Annotated in this window: 4 protein-coding genes; 2 read left to right on the forward strand and 2 right to left on the reverse strand. The window is 71.8% G+C overall.

Features of this window, described 5'->3' with window-relative positions:
- The coding region (locus IRZ18_09840; protein ID MBX5477406.1) for an arginase family protein at positions 1 to 225 on the forward strand (225 nt) is incomplete at its 5' end.
- Positions 225 to 1,355: an N-methyl-L-tryptophan oxidase gene (solA, locus tag IRZ18_09845; protein MBX5477407.1), complete on the forward strand. Its 1,131-nt coding sequence runs from the start codon at positions 225 to 227 to the stop codon at positions 1,353 to 1,355. The genes IRZ18_09840 and solA, both read left to right, overlap by 1 nt.
- A gap of 46 nt (positions 1,356 to 1,401) precedes the next feature.
- On the opposite strand, the gene IRZ18_09850 is transcribed toward solA, so the two are convergent.
- Both IRZ18_09850 and IRZ18_09855 read right to left on the reverse strand, forming a co-directional pair.
- Positions 1,402 to 1,626, reverse strand: coding sequence for a hypothetical protein (locus IRZ18_09850; GenBank protein MBX5477408.1), 225 nt, complete (start codon positions 1,624 to 1,626; stop codon positions 1,402 to 1,404).
- A gap of 5 nt (positions 1,627 to 1,631) precedes the next feature.
- On the reverse strand, positions 1,632 to 2,098 hold a 467-nt coding region (locus IRZ18_09855; protein ID MBX5477409.1), incomplete at its 5' end, for an ornithine cyclodeaminase family protein.

Below are 2,098 nucleotides of genomic sequence, written 5' to 3' on the forward strand. Positions count from 1 at the left end.
GGCGGGCCGATCGACCCGAACGGCCTCACGACGTACGAGCTGTACCGGGCGCTCCACTTCGCGGGGCAGCAGCCGAACCTCATCGGCTGGGACATGGTCGAGGTCTACCCGCCGTTCGACCCGAACCACACCTCCTCCCACGTGGCCGTGTGGGCGCTCGTCCACCTGCTCGTGGGTATGGCGGAGCGCCGCATGCACACGGACACGGGGAGCGTGCATCGCTGATGGCGCAGTACGACGCGATCGTCATTGGTCTCGGCGCGGCGGGCAGCGCCGCCGCCGACCACCTGGCGCGGCGCGGCGCGCGCGTCCTGGGCCTCGAGCAGTTCACGCCGGCGCACGACCGCGGTTCCTCGCACGGGGAGACGCGCATCATTCGCACGGCGTACTTCGAGGATCCGGCGTACGTGCCGCTTGTGCAGCGCGCGTTCGAGCTCTGGGAGGACCTGGAGCGGCGCAGCGGGCGGAAACTGCTCACGTTCACAGGGGCCCTGATGCTCGGGCGGCCGGAGAGCGAAGTGGTCCGCGGCACGCTGGAGAGCGTGCGCCGCTGGGATCTCCCGCACGAGGAGCTCGACGCGGCGGAGGTGCGCCGGCGCTTCCCGGCGTTCGCCGTGCCCGAGGGCGCGGTGGCCGTCTACGAGAAGCGCGCCGGCGTGGTGAACCCGGAACTGGGGGTGACCGCGGCGCTGGACTCGGCTCGCGAGGCGGGCGCGGAGTTGCGCTTCGAGGAACGGGTCGCCGGATGGGACGCCGGCGACGCCGGGGTGGAGGTCCGCACCTCCGAGGGCCGGTACCGCGCGTCGCGGCTGGTGATCGCCGGCGGGGCGTGGAACCCGGCGCTGCTCGAAGGCCTCCTGCCGTTGCAGGTCGAGCGCCAGGTCATGCACTGGTTCCTGCCGGACGGCGACATCGCGCCGTACCTGCCGGAGCGCATGCCGGTCTTCCTCTGGGAGCGGCCGGATGGCGCCCAGTTCTACGGGTTCCCAGCGCTGGACGGGGAGGCCGTGAAGTTCTGCCGGCACCACGGCGGCGAGACCACCACCGCGGACGCTGTCGACCGGTCCATCCGTCCCGAGGACGTCGCGCACGTGGAGGAGGCCCGGGCCGTGCTGCTGCCGGGGCTGAAGCCGGGCGCGGCGCGGTCCAAGGTGTGCATGTACACGAACACGCCGGACCTGAACTTCTGCCTGGGGCTGCATCCGGCATTCTCGCGCGTGGCCGTGGCGGCCGGCCTCTCGGGCCACGGGTTCAAGTTCGCGCCCACGCTGGGCGAGATCATGGCGGATCTGGCCCTGGACGGCGGCACGCGCCACCCGATCGAGCCGTTCCGGCTCGACCGGTTCGCGAAGTGACGGCGCGCCGCGATCCTGAAGGGGTGCCGAAGACGAGGCGGCGGCGCTACGCGTCGCCGCCTTCGATCTTGTGGCCGTAGTGCTTCTTGATGTTCTCGACCGCGTCGCCGTCGATGAGGTATTCGGCCTCGGGCGTCGTCAGCTTGATCATGCGGGTTTTGGTGTCGAACGTGGTGTCGCCGAGGTGGAGTTCGTACGTGTCCCCCGCGGCCGTCGTGACGATGATCTCGCCCCAGTGCTTCAGCTCGCTCTCCACGGCTTCCATCTTCACGGTCGTCACTCCCTGTCGCGCAGTGTGCGTTGGGATTGTTCCGCCCGGTAGTTTTCCCACACGCGTGCCGCCGCGAACAGGTCCTGCGCGGCCGTGCCGGCGCTCTTGAAGACGGTGATCTCGTCCGGGCCGCGCCGGCCCGGATGCTCGCCAGCCAGGACGCGGCCGACGGGAACGAGGTCGTCCTCGCGCAGGCGGCCAGCGCGCAGCGCGGCGAGGATTTCGCCCGATTCGGCGAGCGCGATCTCGCGCGATTCGACGAACACGGGCGGGCGGAGGAGCTCGGGCGGCAGCTCGACCATGTCGGGACGGAAGCTGCCGACGCCGTTGACGTGCGTGCCGGGGCGGACCGCGCCCGCGGGGAAGACGGGTTCCGTGGCGGTCGTCGCGCAGCAGACGACGTCCGCGTCGCGCACGGCCTCGGCCGCGCTCGCGGCGACCGTGGCCTCCACCTGCGGGTAGGCCTCCGCGA

The sequence above is a fragment of the Clostridia bacterium genome, from assembly GCA_019683875.1.
In the GTDB taxonomy this organism is placed as follows: domain Bacteria; phylum Bacillota; class Sulfobacillia; order RBS10-35; family Bu92; genus Bu92.

Bases quoted from the DNA above. Each gene is read 5' to 3' on its own strand.
- solA (MBX5477407.1), top strand. From the start codon at position 225: ATGGCGCAGTACGACGCGATCGTCATTGGTCTCGGCGCGGCGGGCAGC.